Source organism: Streptomyces sp. NPDC090106 (assembly GCF_044747265.1).
Lineage (GTDB): Bacteria > Actinomycetota > Actinomycetes > Streptomycetales > Streptomycetaceae > Streptomyces.
Map to the genome: position 1 here is coordinate 1 of NZ_JBIVDS010000005.1, position 14,856 is coordinate 14,856.

General features: G+C 73.0%; 14 protein-coding genes. 7 read left to right on the forward strand and 7 right to left on the reverse strand.

Translation table 11 applies throughout. The features are described 5' to 3' along the window. Window positions 1–205 precede the first annotated feature (205 nt). A complete protein-coding gene (locus ACIPSE_RS17050) occupies window positions 206–1,141 on the reverse strand; it encodes a ketopantoate reductase family protein (RefSeq protein ID WP_401663151.1) in 936 nt (311 codons plus the stop codon). Window positions 1,142–1,256: 115 nt separating this feature from the next. On the opposite strand from ACIPSE_RS17050, the gene ACIPSE_RS17055 reads away from it, so the two are divergent. Beyond that, on the forward strand, window positions 1,257–1,484 hold the full coding sequence (locus ACIPSE_RS17055) for a DUF2277 domain-containing protein (protein WP_401663153.1): 228 nt from the start codon (window positions 1,257–1,259) through the stop codon (window positions 1,482–1,484). 297 nt (window positions 1,485–1,781) lie between these two features. On the opposite strand, the gene ACIPSE_RS17060 is transcribed toward ACIPSE_RS17055, so the two are convergent. Continuing rightward, entirely contained in the window at window positions 1,782–2,411 is a 630-nt protein-coding gene (locus ACIPSE_RS17060; protein WP_401663155.1) for a DedA family protein, read from the reverse strand. A 161-nt stretch (window positions 2,412–2,572) separates the two neighbouring features. On the opposite strand from ACIPSE_RS17060, the gene ACIPSE_RS17065 reads away from it, so the two are divergent. Continuing rightward, window positions 2,573–3,097, forward strand: coding sequence for a superoxide dismutase family protein (locus ACIPSE_RS17065; protein WP_401663157.1), 525 nt, complete (start codon window positions 2,573–2,575; stop codon window positions 3,095–3,097). Here ACIPSE_RS17065 and ACIPSE_RS17070 read toward each other — a convergent pair. From ACIPSE_RS17070 to ACIPSE_RS17080, 3 genes are all read right to left on the reverse strand, one after another. Further along, on the reverse strand, window positions 2,980–4,962 hold the full coding sequence (locus tag ACIPSE_RS17070) for an FAD/NAD(P)-binding protein (protein ID WP_401663159.1): 1,983 nt from the start codon (window positions 4,960–4,962) through the stop codon (window positions 2,980–2,982). The genes ACIPSE_RS17065 and ACIPSE_RS17070 overlap by 118 nt on opposite strands. 163 nt (window positions 4,963–5,125) lie before the next feature. Next, a complete protein-coding gene (locus ACIPSE_RS17075; protein WP_401663161.1) occupies window positions 5,126–6,763 on the reverse strand; it encodes an alkaline phosphatase D family protein in 1,638 nt (545 codons plus the stop codon). A gap of 84 nt (window positions 6,764–6,847) precedes the next feature. Further along, the gene (locus ACIPSE_RS17080) at window positions 6,848–7,492 is read right to left on the reverse strand and encodes an HNH endonuclease family protein (protein WP_401663163.1); all 645 of its coding nucleotides are present in this window, start codon (window positions 7,490–7,492) and stop codon (window positions 6,848–6,850) included. A gap of 403 nt (window positions 7,493–7,895) precedes the next feature. Between ACIPSE_RS17080 and ACIPSE_RS17085 the strand changes: the two genes are divergently transcribed. Then, entirely contained in the window at window positions 7,896–8,477 is a 582-nt protein-coding gene (locus tag ACIPSE_RS17085; protein ID WP_401663165.1) for a TMEM165/GDT1 family protein, read from the forward strand. Window positions 8,478–8,656: 179 nt separating this feature from the next. Further along, window positions 8,657–9,325, forward strand: coding sequence for an HAD-IA family hydrolase (locus tag ACIPSE_RS17090; protein WP_401663167.1), 669 nt, complete (start codon window positions 8,657–8,659; stop codon window positions 9,323–9,325). A 291-nt stretch (window positions 9,326–9,616) separates the two neighbouring features. On the opposite strand, the gene ACIPSE_RS17095 is transcribed toward ACIPSE_RS17090, so the two are convergent. Then, complete coding sequence (locus ACIPSE_RS17095) at window positions 9,617–10,594, reverse strand: peptidoglycan-binding domain-containing protein (RefSeq protein ID WP_401663169.1); 978 nt, start codon at window positions 10,592–10,594, stop codon at window positions 9,617–9,619. Between the two features lie 160 nt (window positions 10,595–10,754). Here ACIPSE_RS17095 and ACIPSE_RS17100 point away from each other — a divergent pair, with 160 nt between their 5' ends. Then, entirely contained in the window at window positions 10,755–12,818 is a 2,064-nt protein-coding gene (locus ACIPSE_RS17100) for an MDR family MFS transporter (RefSeq protein ID WP_401663171.1), read from the forward strand. A gap of 6 nt (window positions 12,819–12,824) precedes the next feature. On the opposite strand, the gene ACIPSE_RS17105 is transcribed toward ACIPSE_RS17100, so the two are convergent. Then, the gene (locus tag ACIPSE_RS17105) at window positions 12,825–13,313 is read right to left on the reverse strand and encodes a GNAT family N-acetyltransferase (protein ID WP_401663173.1); all 489 of its coding nucleotides are present in this window, start codon (window positions 13,311–13,313) and stop codon (window positions 12,825–12,827) included. Between the two features lie 123 nt (window positions 13,314–13,436). On the opposite strand from ACIPSE_RS17105, the gene ACIPSE_RS17110 reads away from it, so the two are divergent. Continuing rightward, window positions 13,437–14,144, forward strand: coding sequence for a hypothetical protein (locus ACIPSE_RS17110; RefSeq protein ID WP_401663175.1), 708 nt, complete (start codon window positions 13,437–13,439; stop codon window positions 14,142–14,144). 2 nt (window positions 14,145–14,146) lie between these two features. After that, window positions 14,147–14,713, forward strand: a complete 567-nt coding sequence (locus ACIPSE_RS17115) for a hypothetical protein (RefSeq protein WP_401663177.1) — start codon at window positions 14,147–14,149, stop codon at window positions 14,711–14,713. Window positions 14,714–14,856: the final 143 nt, after the last annotated feature.

Sequence of the window (14,856 nt, forward strand, 5' to 3'; positions counted from 1 at the left end):
CTGGCACCACCACGTCACCCTCGTATCGGCCGCTCATGCCTTCTGCACGCTGCAACGACTGGCACGAGACCCAAAAGACGTGGCGCAGGTCTGAGCCTCTACCAAGTCCTCCGGGAACTGCAGACCCTCCTCGCCACCTGGACCGGCGCCTGTCCCACCAGCCACCGCGACATACCCACACCCCTACGAACCTGACCAAGCCCTACTAGAGGGTGGGGCGAAAGTCCCGCAACTCCCGTACCACGCGCTCCGTCACCGGCGCCGGGATGCCGTTCCGCTCGGCCGCGCGCAGCAACGCCTCGCCGATCGCGTCGAGTTCGAGCCGGCGTCCCGCCTCGGCGTCACGCTGCATGGACGACTTCGTCGCGGGCGGGAACGCGTCGTAGCGCGCCAGTGCCTGCGCCGGGTCGGCCGGACCGCCCGAGGCACGGCTGATCGCGGCCGTCTCCTCGACCAGCGCGGTCAACTCCTCGCGGTGATCGGTGCGTACGTCGCCCAGCGGCAGCCCGTAGCGCGTGGTGAGCAGAGCGAAGGGCGCCAGGAACGACATCTTGGCCCACAGCACGGCCGACTCGTCCGGCAGCACGCGTGTCGTCGGGCCCGCGTCCCCCAGTACCCCGGCCAGCGTGTCCAGCCGACCCGGGGCCACCTTGTCGCCCGTCAGGTCGATCTCGGCGAACGGGCTCGTGTGCTCGATCTCGCCCGGCGCCGTCCGCGTCGACTCCACGCGGATCACCGCCGGTGCCACCGCCCCGTCGCCGTACCGCTCCCGCAGCAGTGCCGGATGCTCCACGCCGTTCAGGAACGGCACGATCAGCGCGTCGCCCAGCGAGGCGGGCGGGACCCGGTCCAGAGCCGTCGCCAGCGAGGTGTGCTTGACCGACACCAGGACGGCGTCGACCGGCACCCGCAGCTCCGTGTCCGCCTCGACCTCGGCGTGGAAGTCGCCGAACACCGTGCTGCGGACGTGGATGCCGGACGTGTCCAGCGTTGCCGCGGTCTCGTCGCCGGCCAGGCAGACCACCCGGTGTCCGGCTCGTGCCAGCAGGCCGGCGAGGAGGCCGCCGATGCCGCCCGGGCCGAGCACGGCGATGGTCGGCCCGCTCTGTTCTCTGCCGCGCGTCTCTCTGTCGTGCGTCATGTCAGGAAATCCCTTCTCCGGTCGGCCCCGTGGACGGTGGCCGCCTCGGACGTGATCCTTCCAGACGGACGGGCGTCCCGGGCGCCGGGTGTCGTGGCGGGGGCACACTGGACGTATGTGCCGCAGCATCAAGACTCTCCGTCCGCCCGCGCTCCCCGAGGAGGCGACGCCGGACGACATCCGGGCCGCCGCGCTCCAGTACGTGCGCAAGGTCTCCGGGTTCCGTGCGCCCGCCGCGCACAATCAGGAGGTCTTCGATCGCGCGGTCGATGCGATCGCCTTGGCCACGGCCGAGTTGTTGGCGGGGCTGGAGGTGCGGGGGGTTGCCGGCCGGGGGAAGTAGGGCGTTCGCCGTTCTGACGAAGGGCGGGTGTCGGCCGCGGGTGCGTGGTGGCTGTTCGCGCAGTTCCCCGCGCCCCTGAGTGCCGTCTGCGGTGCCGTTGTGGTTGGTCGCGCAGTTCCCCGCGCCCCTGAGTGCCGTCTGCGGTGCCGTTGTGGTTGGTCGCGCAGTTCCCCGCGCCCCTGAGTGCCGTCTGCGGCGCCGTTGTGGTTGGTCGCGCAGTTCCCCGCGCCCCTGAGTGCCGTCTGCGGCGCCGTTGTGGTTCGTCCCGCAGTTCCCCGCGCCCCTGGGGGGTGCGGGCTACGCCGGGGTGCGGCGCATTACGTAGGCCGCTGCCGCGCCCGCTGCGAAGAGGGCCAGTGCCGAGACTCCGGTGGTGAGCCAGGTGGTGCCCAGCCAGTGGGCGCCGTAGTAGCCGAGGGCGACGCTGTAGGCGGCCCAGGCGAGGCCCGCGAGGGCGGACCAGGGGACGAACTCGCGGGCGCGGCGGTGGGCGCTGCCGGCGAGGAAGGAGACCACCGAGCGGCCGGCCGGGGCGAAGCGGGCGAGGACGACCAGGAGGCCGCCGCCGCGGGCCAGCGCCGCGCCGAGACGTTCCTGCGCGGAGGTGAGCCGGCGGGAACGGGCGATCGCGCGGTCCAGCAGGGGTCCGCCGCGCCAGGCGAGCCGGTAGGCGACCAGATCGCCCACCACCGAGGCCGACGCGGCGCACAGGACGAGGATCAGCACCTCGCCGACCTCGCCCGGCACCGTGGCCGCCGCCGTCGCCGCCATGATGACGAGGACACCGCTCGGCAGGACCGGCAGGAAGACGTCGAGCAGCACCGAAGCGGCCACCACCGCGTAGATCCATGGGCTGCCGCTCAGCGACCCCACGCTCCCAAGACTTTCCAGCACCGCGACTCCCCGTTGATCCCCCGTGACAGCCATACAGCGTACGCCCGGGGTGTGACAGGAGATTCACGAGGGGCGCGGGCGATCCGCACGGTGTGTTCACCCGGCTGCCACGTTCCGGAGGGCGCCCGGCCCCCCTCTCCCGTAGCACGGGAGAGGGGACCACTGGCCACTGAACGTGAGGAACGGTACTGATCATGGTGGCAGGAATACTCGCGGGCGCCGTCGCCGCGGCGATGCTGACGTCCGGGGTCCACGGGTACGAGATGCGGACGGACGCGCAGTTCGCGCCGCCCACCGCCTTCGTGCCGTCGGCCGCGGTGACCTACGACATGGCCCTGGTCCCGGCGGCCTCCTGGATCGAGGTCGGCCAGCGGTCCGAGGAGCTCGGGCCGACGACCGTCCGGCTGCGGGTGACCGGCTTCGCGCCCGGCCACCGGTACGGCGTCCACGTCCACCGCAGCCCCTGCGGAGCCGATCCGGCCGCCGCGGGCGGGCACTACCAGCACGAGCCGTCGCCCGACGCGCAGCACGCAGGCGCCGGCAACGAGGTGTGGCTCGACTTCACGGCGGACGCCGACGGCTCGGGCGCCGCCGAGGCCCGTCACGCGTGGGGCTTCAGACGCGGCGAGGCGTCCTCCGTGGTGATCCACAGCGCGCCCGGCGCGAAGGGCGACCGGGTGGGCTGCTTCACCGTGCCCTTCGGGGGGAGCGCCGTCTGAGAGGGGTGCGGCGGGACCGGCGCGGGCGGCGTCGTGCGCAGGGCCGCCCGCGCCACCGCGTCCGCGTCCGAGAGGGTCACCGAGTCCACCCCCGGCCGGGCGCCCGCCGCCGTCACCCAGTGCACCCCCTCGGTCGGCACCCCGAACGCCAACCTGCGCGCATGCGGCTGACCTTGACGGTCGATCAGGTGGTAAGGGCGCGGCGTCACGTCCAGGCCGCCGGTCTCGTGACCGTCCGTGGTGTGCGGGCGGCACTGGCCGTCGCGCAGCAGTGAGGCGAGCAACTCGTCGGCGGTGCGCCGCAGATCGGGCTCCGGCAGCCGCGCCTCCACCAGGGTTCTCACCCGTACGACGGACCCGGGTACGTCGGGGGAGTACGCCGTCCAGGCGCCGTCCTCCTCGCGGACCTCCAGCCGGGGCCCGAGCACCTCGACCACGCCGGCCTCCAGCAGCGCCACCAGTTCCTCGATCCGGCGCCGGGGCGGGCCGATCGACAGGAACGCGTTGAGCGGGGTGTACCAGCCGTCGAGATGGTCCCGGCGGGAGGCGCCCGCGATGCCGCCGTGGTCGACGATCAGCCGCAGTTCGTTGCGCAGGTCGCGCAGGACGTCCAGGGCTGCCTTGAGGGGGCCGTCCACATTGCCGAGGGCGGCCTGCGCGGCGTCCTCGCGCAGGTGGGCGAGGAGCCAGTCCCGCCAGTGGCCGCGATGCCCGAACTCCTCGCCGGCGTACGGCCTCGCGATCCGCTCCCAGTTCCAGCGCCGCGCGGGTGCGATCCCGAACTCGTCCAGGAGCGCCGGTACTTCGGCGTCGGTGGCGCCCAGGAACCGCTCGGTGAACCCGGCCGCCGCCGGAGCCCGCCCGACGAGCGCCGCGTAGTAGACCGCCTCCACCTCCTTCGCCACCGACGGCCATATCTCCGCGAGGAAGTCGGGCGCCTCGCCGGAGTCCGCGCGCTTGCGGAACCCGGCTATCGCCTCCGGCGTGAGCACGAGCGGGGTGTGACGGCCGTACGGGCCCTTCGCGTTGTCGCCGCGCGCCTGGTACGGGACTCCGCGCCGGGAGCCGGCGTACAGGCGCGGCTCGCGCCCGGAGGGGAGGTAGCGCAGCCCTGTGCGGGCGTCGCGGGTGAAACGGCCGCCGCGTCCGGTGGTCAACAGGGCCAGGTGGTCGAAGAAGTTGAGGCCGAGGCCGCGCAGCAGCACCGGTTCGCCGGGGGCGACGGCGGACAGGTCGACGTCGGCCGGATTGGCGGGCGCGACGTGCCGCAGTCCGTGCCGCGCGGCGTGCGACGCGGACCGCAGTCCGGCCGTGCCGGGGTGCGCGGGCAGATGTCCCTGGGCGAGGACGACCGCCGAAAGCCCGCTCAGGACACAGCCGTTGTCGAGTGTGAGCCGCTGTCGGCGGTCGGGGGAGGCGGGGTCGTCCTCCAGGCGGGTCGCGCGGGCCGTGTGCGTCTCGACGCGGACGGCGGGCGGCGCCTCGCGCACCGTGCGGGCGAACACCCACTCCAGATAGCGGCCGTACTGGGCGCGGGTCGGGTACTCGTCCGGGCCCAGCTCGCCCTCCGCCCACTCGTGCAGGCTCGGGCCGGGGCGGACCGGGCCCGAGCAGTCGACGCTGTCGTCGGTGAACAGGGTCACCTGGCAGGCCACGGTGTTCATCAGCAGCTCGGGCGACTGCGCGGTGCGCCACACGCCGCCCGCGCCCGGCGGCGCCGGGTCGACGACGTGCACGGTCAGCCGTACGCCCGGCGGGAGCAGTTCCGGTACGGAGGCGCACAGGCGCTCCAGGACGCTGGTGCCGCGCGGTCCGGCGCCGACCACGGCGAGGGCGACGGACGACGGCGGCGCGGTCGTGGACAAAAGGGTGACTCCCGGGCGTGGGGGGTGCTGGGGCGGTCCACGGGAAGCGGACGGTCCGCCTCATCATGCCGTCGCCCGTCACGGAAGCCAACGCGAGCACCGGAAACCCCATTTGTCACTCCTGCACCGGTGCGGGCGGACTGATGTGCAGGTGAAGACGGGTTCAGTCGCTGGTGAGCACGGAGTCCGCGACGGGCTGGAGCGTGCCGTCCTCCCGCGCCTGTTGCAGTCGCAGCCGGGCCGAACGCCCGCGCAGGGTCAGCGTCATGAGCTGGTTGCCGAACCAGGGTCCGCCCGTGCGCCGCCAGCCGACCGACGGTCTGGGCACCCCGCCGTGCCCGGCGAACCGGCGGCCCAGCCAGCGTCCCGTCGCGCTCCAGCCGAAGCGGAAGCCGAGCCGGATCGCGCCGTGGATGGCGTTGTGCACGGGGGAGCAGGTCAGCTGGAGGACCCGGGCCCGCGGTCCGGTGCCCCGCGGCCAGGTCGGTTCCGCGATGTAGGCGTGGTGGACGTCGCCCGACAGCACGCAGACCGTCGCGGGCGCCGCGTCCCCCGACCCCGCCTCGGCGATGAGCCCGGCGAGGGCCTCGAAGGACGCCGGGAACGCCGCCCAGTGCTCCAGGTCGGCCCGGCGGCGCAGGTTCTCCCCGAACCGCGCCCAGCGCGCCCCGCGGTCGCCCCGGCACAGCGCCGCGTTCCACGCCTCGGCGTCGTGCACCAGATGGGGCAGCAGCCAGGGCAGCGAGGTGCCGATCAGGAGATGGTCGTACGACTCCCTTTCGTCCAGGGCCTGTTCGCGCAGCCAGGCGGCGGCGCCGGGGTGCAGCATCGCCCGGTTCCCCTCGTCGAGGACGCGGGCCGCCCGGGTGTCCACCATCAGCAGCCTGACCCGGCCGAAGTCGCGCCGGTAACTCCAGCGCACGGAGGCGGGATCGGCGTCCGCCGCGCAGGCGAAGGCACGCAACTCGTCGGTGCCGTCGGGGGTTTCGCGCACGGCGGCGTAGAGCGGGTCGGTGGCCAGTTCGGCCGGGGTGAGGTTGCCCAGATGCTGGTGCACCCAGTACGACATCAGGCCGCTCAGCAGCCGTTCGCGCCACCAGTCCGTGGCCCGCATGTCGGCCAGCCAGGCGGCGGAGGTGTTCCAGTCGTCGATCACGTCGTGGTCGTCGAAGACCATCGAACTCGGCACGGTCGACAGCAGCCAGCGGATCTCCGGGTCGAGCCACGACTCGTGGTAGAGCCGGGTGTACTCCTCGTAGTCCGCGACCTCGTCGCCCGGCGGGTCGCCCAGATCGCGGCGGGCGGCGAGCCAGCGGCGGGTCGCCTCGGAGGTCTCGTCGGCGTAGACCTGGTCGCCCAGCAGCAGGAGCACGTCGGGGCGTTCGGCCTCCGGGTCGGCCGCGATCCGGGCGGCGAGCGAGTCCAGCGCGTCCGGGCCGACGGGGTCCTTCTCGCCGTCGGGCGGGGCGGCCCAGCGGCAGGAGCCGAAGGTGACGCGGACCGTCTCGTCGGCCGCGCCGGAGGGCGTGCGTATCTCCGAGGGCGGGAAGCGGGAGTGGGGCGGCGGCCACACCGCTGTCCCGTCCAGGAACACCTCGTACGGCTGCGCGGTGCCCGGCGCGAGACCGGTCACCTCGATCAGCGCGTAGTGGTGCCCGGCGATCTGGAAGGTGCGGGACGTTCCCGTCGCGCCCCGTGCTCCGCGGACCTCGGCGGCGCACGGACGGCTCGTCTCGACCCATACGGTCGCGGACGAGCCGTCGACGTACCTGAGCAGCGGTCCCAGGCGCAGTTCGGCCAACCCGATCAACCTCCTCCGTCGCCCCGTACGGTACGGAACGGCGGAGGCTCACGGGGAGGTTCCGTCAGGGAATCCCCGGCGGGATCAGCAGGCGCTCAGGTAGCTGGTGAGCGCGCTCTTCTCGGCGGAGTCCACGGAGAGGCCGTAGTAGTACTTCACCTGCACCCAGGCGCGGACGTAGGTGCAGCGGTAGGAGGTGACCGAGGGCATCCACTCGGCCGGGTCCTGGTCGCTCTTGGACTGGTTGACGTTGTCCGTGACCGCGATGAGCTGCGGGCGGGTCAGGTCGTTGGCGAACGCCTGGCGCTGGGCGGTGGTCCAGGAGTCGGCGCCGGAGTCCCAGGCCTCGGCGAGCGGGACCAGGTGGTCGATGTCGAGGTCGGAGGCGGCGGTCCAGGTGGCGCCGTCGTAGGGGGAGTACCAGGTGCCGCTGGTGGCCGCGCAGGCGGAGCTGGTGACGACGTTCGTACCGTCCCGCTTCAGGACCGTCTCACGGGTGTTGCAGGTGCCGGAGATGGTGATCCAGTGCGGGAAGAGGTCCCGGTCGTAGCCGGTGCGGTCCTCGGTCGCGACGGTGAGGGAGGCCAGGTAGGTGCGGGCGGTGGCGGCGCTGACCGGCGTGGGGAGCGCGGCGGAGGCGGTCGGGCCGTTGAAAAGTCCGACGGAGGCTATGAGTCCGGTGAACGCCGCGAGTATGCTCAGGCGTCGACGCGCGTAGAACTTCGGCATGCGAACTCCCTTGGGGTGTGGGGGTGTTGAGGCGTGCGGGCGTGAGAATGCTCGCGACGCCGTGTTGCGGGGAGGTGTGCGTCGGGTAAGAAGCTAATGACGTGTTCATGACACGACAAGATGTGCGACGGAACATCTCGTGGAGGATTCCGTGTGATCGCGGTCATTCCTTCACGGCGAAACGATCACGTATGCTGATCGGAGTTGAAGGGGAGTAGCTCTTCGCCGGACCGTCGACATACTGCTCAGCTCGTCTGAGCCGGCGCCCGGAGGTGGGTCCTCACGGACTCACCAGCGAGACCTTCGGCAAGCAGTGCACAGCCCTGTGTGCGCTGCCGTGCCGAGGTGTCTGTGTTTCTGAGCGATCACTCTCGGTGGGGCAGCCCCGACCGATTGAGGAACCTTGATCAGCTTCACCGTCACCGCGCTCGTCTTCGGCGTCGTCTTCCTGGCCGAGCTCCCGGACAAGACCGCGCTGGCCGGACTCGTCCTCGGCACCCGCTACCGCGCCTCCTACGTCTTCGCCGGCGTCGCCGCCGCCTTCGCCCTGCACGTCGCCCTGGCCGTCGCGGCCGGCAGTGTGCTGACCCTGCTGCCGCAGCAGCTCCTGCACGCGCTGACCGGTGTGCTGTTCCTCGGTGGCGCGGCCGTGCTGCTGATGAAGAAGGACGACGGCGAGGAGGAGATCCGCAAGCCGCGGGACCAGTCCTTCTGGAAGGTCGCCGGCGCCGGATTCATGCTCATCCTCGTCGCCGAGTTCGGTGACCTGACGCAGATCATGACCGCCAACCTCGCGGCGCGCTACGACGACCCGCTGTCCGTCGGTCTCGGTGCCGTGCTGGCCCTGTGGGCGGTGGCCGGACTCGGCATCGTCGGCGGAAAGGCCCTGATGAAGCGGGTTCCGCTCCAGCTCATCACCAGGATCGCGGCCGTGCTGATGCTGGGCCTCGGCGTGTGGAGCCTGTGGGAGGCGATCGCCGTCTGACCGCCGGGACCGCCCCGCGCGGCCGGGTCCGAGCTGAACGGTGGGTGAACTGTTCCGGGATCCGGTGGCGGGATCATGGATCGATTTTGTACCGTAGAGAAACAAAGTGGCTCCCGCCCGTTTTCCCTGACCGGCGGGCGGGGCCGCCTTGTCCCCCGCCCCCGTTTCCGGAGCTGCCGATGACGGCCACCGCCGTGCCCACCGTGCTGACCACCCGCGCCCTCCTGCTGGACATGGACGGCACCCTCGTGAACTCCGACGCCGTCGTCGAACGCTGCTGGCGCCGCTGGGCCGAGCGGAACGGGCTCGACGGGGACGAGATCATGAAGGTCGTCCACGGCCGCCAGGGATACGCCTCGATGGCGCTGCTCCTGCCCGACCGGCCCATGGAGCAGAACCACGCGGACAACGCCCGCATGCTCGCCGAGGAGACCGCCGACCTCGACGGCGTCGTCCCGGTCCCCGGCGCCGCGGAGTTCCTCGCCTCCCTGGCCGCGCTCCCGCACGCCCTGGTGACCTCCGCCGACGTCGCCCTGTCCACCGCCCGCATGGGCGCCGCCGGGCTCCCGCTGCCGGACGTGCGGGTGACCGCCGAGTCCGTCGGCGCGAGCAAGCCCGACCCCGAAGGGTTCCTCAAGGCCGCCGCGCAGCTGGGCGTGGCGCCCGAGGACTGTGTCGTCTTCGAGGACTCCGGCGCGGGCATCGCCGCCGGGCGTGCCGCGGGGATGCGGGTCGTCGGCATCGGGCCGCGGGCCGACTTCCACGAGCCCGACGTCGTCGTGCCGGACCTGACCCGGGTACGGGTCGAGCCCGCCGAGGACGGCGGGATCCGCCTCTCCATCGGCTGAGACCTCCCGGTCCGCCGGGCGGGCCCGGAGTGCGCCACGGCTCCAGGGCGTGTCCACGGAGCCCCGTCGCCCGACGCCGGGGGCACGCTCCCGGCGTCCGGTGCGTGCTGTCGGCAGGCCGGGCGGGGGCTCTCGGACCGGGCGGGGCGGGTTCGGGTCCTCGGCCGGTTGTGCCGAGCGGGGGTGCTTCCCGCGCCTTTGGGGTGCGGGGTCCGGCGGGCGCGGCCCGCAGTCCCGTTGTCCGACCCGAGGGCGCGTTTCCGGCGTCCGGCTCGGGCTCCTCGGTGTCGCCTACGGCTCGTAGGTGTTCGCTTCCAGGCTCGCCCGTGTCGTCAGGTCGTAGACGCCGTACTCGTCGACGCGCAGGCCCAGCCAGTACTGGTAGCGGCGGACCGCGTCCTCCACGCCCTCGTTGTAGTGGCCGCTCGCCTTGCGGTCGTAGAGGCGCAGCTGGGTCAGCCGCAGCTCCAGTTCGACGACCTCGGGGCCTGAGGAGCCCCGGCGCAGCACCGGGGGCGTGGTCTCATCGGGGTCGTCGGAGCCGTCGGAGGTGCCGGAGCCGTCCGGGCCGGCCACGGGGTTGCCGCCGGTCGCCGAGGCGCTCGCCGACGGCTGCACCGAGGTGCCGGCGCTCGGTGAGGCGCTGGAGGCGCTCGGGGACGGCGAGGCCGAGGGGCTCGCGCTCGTGCTCTCGCTCGCGTCGGCGCTCACGCTCGGCGAGGCGGACGCGGAGGCGCTCGCGGACGCAGGGGCGGACGACGCCGGGCCCGTCGAGGCGTCCGGGACGCTCGCCCGGACCTCCTCGGGCAGGGCGCCGTCCCGTTCGGGGCTGTCGTACGAGAGCAGACCGCTGGCCAGACCGGCCGCCGCGACCACCGCCACCAGGGCGGCCACCGAACCCAGCAGCACCGTCCGGCGCCGTGCGGGGCCGCGGGACTCCTCGTCCCCGGTGAGGACCGGGCTCGCGGCGAGGACGGCCGTCTCGGGCTCCGCGCTCTCGAACGGGCTCAGGTCGGGCCCCGGGGCGGCGACCGTGCGCAGGGCCATCGTCGCGTCCGCTTCGAGCGGCTCGGCGGGGTGCGCCCGCGAGTCCAGCTCGACGTACGGCCGTATCCGCAGCGGGTCGAAGTCCTCGGCCGCGGCCTGCTCCGCCGTGCGGGCGTCGCGCAGGGCGTCGGACGCGCGCCGCGCACAGCCGCACGACGGGGTGTTGTCGGCCCCCCTCGGCGCCCCGCACTCCGGGCACAGATGACCGCTCGAATCCGCCATGTGTTCGTCCCTCCCCTCGCGAACTCCAGAGATTATGCAGACACTCTTCACACTTGTGTCACGCCAGTCCCCGGAACCACGGCTTCCAAAAGGACTCGACAGGCCATAAACGGACACACCGATCACGATGGAGAGGTAACGAGTCTGTCGGGAGGTGCTCATGGCCGCGGACGCGCACGGCAGGACGGGCAAGGCGCGGGGCACGGAGGAGCAGCGCGAGCGGCACGATCAGCACGTGTCGGGGAACGTCCTCGTCTCGATCGGGGCCCTCCTGCTCGGCATGCTGCTCGCCGCCCTCGACCAGACCATCGTGTCGACCGCCCTGCCCACCATCGTCAGCGACCTCGGAGGGCTCGACCATCTGTCGTGGGTGGTCACCGCGTATCTGCTCGCCTCCACGGCCGCGACCCCGCTGTGGGGCAAGCTCGGCGACCAGTACGGCCGCAAGAAGCTGTTCCAGACCGCGATCGTGATCTTCCTGATCGGCTCCGCGCTGTGCGGCGCGGCGCAGAACATGCCCCAGCTGATCGGCTTCCGGGCCCTTCAAGGGCTCGGCGGCGGCGGGCTGATGGTGCTGTCGATGGCGATCGTCGGGGACATCGTCCCGCCCCGTGAACGCGGCCGGTACCAGGGCCTGTTCGGGGCGGTGTTCGGCGCCACCAGCGTCCTCGGGCCGCTGCTCGGCGGCCTGTTCACCGAGCACCTGAGCTGGCGCTGGGTCTTCTACGTCAACCTCCCCGTCGGCGTGGTCGCGCTGGCGGTGATCGCCGCCGTGCTGCACATCCCGCGCCGGTCCACGAAGCACGTCATCGACTACCTCGGCACCTTCCTGATCGCCGCCGTCGCCACCTGCCTGGTGCTCGTCGCCTCCCTCGGCGGGACCACCTGGGCCTGGTCGTCCCCGCAGATCGTGCTGCTCGCGGTACTCGCCGTCGCCCTGGCCGCGGCGTTCGTCGCCGTGGAGCGCCGGGCCGCCGAACCGGTGCTGCCGCTCAAGCTGTTCCGCATCCGCACCTTCACGCTCTCCGCCGTGATCAGCTTCGTGGTCGGGTTCGCGATGTTCGGCGCGATGACGTACCTGCCGACGTTCCTCCAGGTCGTCCAGGGCGTCTCGCCGACCATGTCCGGCGTCCACATGCTGCCCATGGTCCTGGGCCTGCTCCTGTCGTCCACGCTCTCCGGGCAGATCGTCAGCCGCACCGGCCGCTGGAAGGTCTTCCCGGTCGTCGGCACCGGCGTCACCACCATCGGCCTGCTGCTCCTGCACCGGCTCGACGAGAACAGCCCCACGGCCGAGATGAGCGCGTACTTCTTCGTCTTCGGCCTGGGCCTCGGCCTCGTCATGCAGGTCCTGGTCCTGATCGTGCAGAACGCCGTGTCCTACGAGGACCTCGGCGTCGCCACCTCCGGCGCGACCTTCTTCCGCTCCATCGGCGCCTCGTTCGGCGTCGCCGTCTTCGGCTCGGTCTTCGCGAACCGCCTCGGCGACAAGCTCAGCGACGCCTTCCGGGGCGTCACCCTGCCGGACGGCGTCACGGCCGACGCCCTGGAGGCCGACCCCCGCGGCATCGCCGCGCTCCCGGCCGCGCTGCGCCCCGCCGTCCTGCACGCCTACGCCTCGTCGATCACCGACGTGTTCCTGTACGCCGCGCCCGTCGCCCTCCTCGGCTTCGTCCTGGCCTGGTTCCTCAAGGAGGACCCCCTGCGCGGCTCCGTCACCGCGCCCGACGTCACCGAGACCCTCGCCAGCAACCCCGTCGAACGCTCCTCCTACGACGAGGTCTGCCGCGCCCTGTCGGTCCTCGGCACCCGCGAGGGCCGCCACCGGATCTACCGCACGATCACCGAACGGGCCGGCTACGACCTGCTCCCCGGGGCGAGCTGGCTCCTGCTGCGCATGAAGAAGTACGGCTCCGTCGAGCCCGCCGCCCTCGCCGAGCGCGCCACCGTGCCGCTGGCCGTCGTCCTCGCCGCCGCCCGCCAGGTCGAGGAACGCGGCCTCGCCCGCCGGGAGGGCCTCGACCTGCTGCTCACCGACGAGGGCCGGGCGACCGCCGAGCGTCTCGCCGCCGCCCGCGAGGCCTCCCTCGCCGAACTCCTGGGCGACTGGTGGGGCCCCGACCGTCCCACCGACCTGGTCCAACTGGTCAGGGAACTCAACGAGGAACTCTGCGGCTCGGACCGGGAACAGCCGCACAACGGGGCCGCGTTGAAGCCGGGCTGACCCGCCTCACAGGTCCTTGCCGAACCAGTGCTCCGCGTACGGTTCGCTGTTGTGCGGGGCCGTCTCCCGGTAGCCGAGGCGGGCGTACAGGGCGCGGGCCTCCGTCAGGTCGGAGCGGGTGTCGAGGATCATGCGGGTGGCGCCGAAGCCCCGGGCGGCCTCCTCGGCCGCCCCGACCAGCAGGGGCGCGCCGCCCCGGCCGCGCAGCGGTTCGCGGACGAAGACCCGGGTGAGTTCGGCGACGCCGTCGCCGAGGAGGCGGATGCCCGCGCTGCCGGCCGGTTCGCCCTCGTGCCGGGCGATGAGCAACCGACCTCGGGGCGGAGCGAGTTCGCTTCCCGAAGTGGCGGCGATCTCGCGTTCCAGTTCGGCCGGGTCGGTGCGGCGGCCCTCGTGGCGGAGGTAGTACCGGTCGCTGACCTCGGTGTAGTAGGCGCGCCAGAGGGCGGTCGCGGCGGGGGAGTCGAAGGGCTCCGGTGTGATCGTCCAGGGCATGGAGGCATTGTCCTGACGGCGGCAGGGCGGCGCATCCCGGTTTGAGAGCGGGTGTCCGGGCAACTCGGCCTGGGGACCGGCCCGTAGGGGGGATCGGTCCGGTCGAGACACCGGAAGGCACTCATGTCCACAGGCGTGATCATCGCTCTGATCGTGATCGTGGCGGCCGTGATCGCCGGCGCGTTCCTCTTCGCCCGGCGGGCGCCCGGCGGACGGGACCTGAAGCGGCGCTTCGGGCCCGAGTACGAGCGGGCCGTGGCCCGGCACGACGGCGACACCCAGGCCGCCGAGCGGGAGCTGGGCGAGCTGGTGAGCCGGCACGGGTCGCTGCGCGAGCGCGAACTGGAGCCCGCCCGGCGGCAGATGTACGAGGCCCGCTGGACCGCCGCCCAGGAACGCTTCGTCGACTCGCCCCGTGACGCCCTCGGTGAGGCCGACCGGCTGCTCGCCGAGGTCGCCAGGGACCGGGGCTTCCCCGACGGCGAGCACGAGGAGCAGGTGGCCGCCCTGTCCGTGCACCACGCGGACCACGTGCACGGCTACCGGCTCGCCCACCGGGCCGCCCGGTCGCAGGAGGACGGGGAGGGCCGTACCGAGGAGATGCGCACGGCCATGGTCGAGGCGCGCGCCCTGTTCCAGGACCTCCTGGGGCGTCCCGCCCGTCGCCGGGGACCGTCCCGTGACGAGGCGCGCGGCGAGGAGCGCGCCTCGGCGAGCGACGGCGAGAACCGGCAGGAACAGCAGAACCAGCAGAACCAGCAGGAACAGCAGGAAGAACGCCGCGGGGCTCTGCCCTGGGCACTCAACCGACGTCAGGTCAAGGGGAGTTGACGATGACGAACGCACCCGAACGTTCCGAGGGGACCCCGCGTCCCGAGCACACCGAACGCCCCAAGGGCGACGGCACCGCGCCCGTGGTGGCGGGTCCCGCCGCGCGTGAGGCCGCGGAGACGCGGGAGCCGCACGCACCTCAGGCACCTCAAGCACCTCAGGCACCTCAAGCGCCGAAAGCCCCTCAGACGCCGAGGGAGCCGCAGTCGCCGAAGGAGCCGCAGGGATCGCAGGAGCAGCGGCAGGGGGCGCAGGAGCCGCGGCAGGCGGTCCGGCCCGCGCAGGACAGGCGTGACGTGCCCACCTCGGGGCGGCTGCTCCCGCAGGAGGAGTCCGACAAGCTCTCGCTGCGGCTCCAGCACGCCGTCGGCGGGTTCGTGGACGGACCCAAGGCGGCCGTGGAGGACACCGAACAGGTCGTGAAGGAGGTCGCCTCGCGCGTCACCGACGCCGTCACCCAGCGCCGGCGCTCCCTGCGTTCGTCCGCGCAGGACGTGGACGACACCGAGAAGCTCCGGCTCGCGCTCAAGGACTACCGCGAACTGGCGGAGCGGCTCCTGCGGTTGTGAACCGCCCGGTTCCGGTTCCGGCTCCGCCCGGCGCTCCCGCCACCGCCGTACGACAGTGTCCACGTCGTACGGGCGTGCACCCGGCGGGGGGCCGGGCGGCGGCCTGAGCGCCTACGGTGTCCCCGGCTCGCCGGTCAACGGCT

Coding starts and splice junctions, on each gene's coding strand:
- ACIPSE_RS17090 (WP_401663167.1), top strand. CDS start 8,657: ATGACGGCCACCGCCGTGCCCACCGTGCTGACCACCCGCGCCCTCCTG.
- ACIPSE_RS17115 (WP_401663177.1), top strand. CDS start 14,147: ATGACGAACGCACCCGAACGTTCCGAGGGGACCCCGCGTCCCGAGCAC.
- ACIPSE_RS17100 (WP_401663171.1), top strand. CDS start 10,755: ATGGCCGCGGACGCGCACGGCAGGACGGGCAAGGCGCGGGGCACGGAG.
- ACIPSE_RS17110 (WP_401663175.1), top strand. CDS start 13,437: ATGTCCACAGGCGTGATCATCGCTCTGATCGTGATCGTGGCGGCCGTG.
- ACIPSE_RS17080 (WP_401663163.1), bottom strand. CDS start 7,492: ATGCCGAAGTTCTACGCGCGTCGACGCCTGAGCATACTCGCGGCGTTC.
- ACIPSE_RS17105 (WP_401663173.1), bottom strand. CDS start 13,313: ATGCCCTGGACGATCACACCGGAGCCCTTCGACTCCCCCGCCGCGACC.
- ACIPSE_RS17050 (WP_401663151.1), bottom strand. CDS start 1,141: ATGACGCACGACAGAGAGACGCGCGGCAGAGAACAGAGCGGGCCGACC.
- ACIPSE_RS17065 (WP_401663157.1), top strand. CDS start 2,573: ATGGTGGCAGGAATACTCGCGGGCGCCGTCGCCGCGGCGATGCTGACG.
- ACIPSE_RS17095 (WP_401663169.1), bottom strand. CDS start 10,594: ATGGCGGATTCGAGCGGTCATCTGTGCCCGGAGTGCGGGGCGCCGAGG.
- ACIPSE_RS17055 (WP_401663153.1), top strand. CDS start 1,257: ATGTGCCGCAGCATCAAGACTCTCCGTCCGCCCGCGCTCCCCGAGGAG.
- ACIPSE_RS17060 (WP_401663155.1), bottom strand. CDS start 2,411: ATGGCTGTCACGGGGGATCAACGGGGAGTCGCGGTGCTGGAAAGTCTT.